The organism is Oleiphilus sp. HI0043, from assembly GCF_001634935.1.
The window spans coordinates 1-793 of the sequence record NZ_LWEY01001440.1; the positions used below are offsets into that span (position 1 = coordinate 1).

Here is a 793-nt window from a genome sequence, read left to right on the forward strand (position 1 = left end):
TGACGCGAGAGCATTGTGACCAGCTTACTAAAATTCCAATGATCGGGAGTGTTAGCAGCTTAAATGTTTCCGTTGCGACAGGGATTTGTTTGTTCGAGGCTTTGCGACAGCGGCAAGCTTAAAAAGTAGCGTTTAGGGCTTTTGATGAGTCGACTTTTCTCTCCTATCAATTTGCTTTTACTCTTGGTTGCTTTGCTATGGGGGCTGGGGTTTGCACCTCAGCGTTTGGCCTTGGAGGGTATGGCTCCCGTTGCCTTCAATTTTTGGCGCTTTGCTTTTGGCGCCATGATGCTATTACCCTTTATTTTTTCTTCGAAGAGTTCGCGTACAGCCTTACTTAATAAGAGAACGATTCTCGCCGGTGCAGGCTTAGGCCTACTGTTAACGGCTGGCGCTGCTTTTCAGCAAATCAGCTTGGCCTATACTAAAGTCGCCAATGTGGCTTTTATCACCGGCTTTTATGTCGCGCTTGTCCCGCTTATCGGTATCTTATTTAAGAAAAGTTACCCTTTACTGACCTGGATTGGTGGTTTGATTGCTCTGTGTGGCTTGTCCTTACTGAGCGGTTTTGATGGAAAGTTTAATTATTTAGGTGATGGCTTGGCACTTGCTGGAGCCGTTTTTTGGGCTCTTCACTTATGGGCTATCAGTTTCTGGGTGGGCAAGCATGACTTGCTTGTTCTCGCACTTTTTCAATTTATTGTCTGCGCTTTATTAAGTTTAGTTTTTTCCCTGAGCTTTGAGGGCGGCCCTATGGCTAGTCTCAACTCTGCTTATCTTTGGGCCTTGTGTA

Annotated in this window: 2 protein-coding genes; both read left to right on the forward strand. The window is 45.8% G+C overall.

Annotated elements, in window-relative coordinates:
* Positions 1-122 (forward strand): TrmH family RNA methyltransferase (locus A3729_RS31020; RefSeq protein WP_304439738.1); only part of this gene is annotated, 122 nt, incomplete at its 5' end.
* 22 nt (positions 123-144) lie between these two features.
* Positions 145-793: DMT family transporter (locus A3729_RS20205; protein ID WP_068634211.1), on the forward strand; the 649-nt coding region annotated here is incomplete at its 3' end.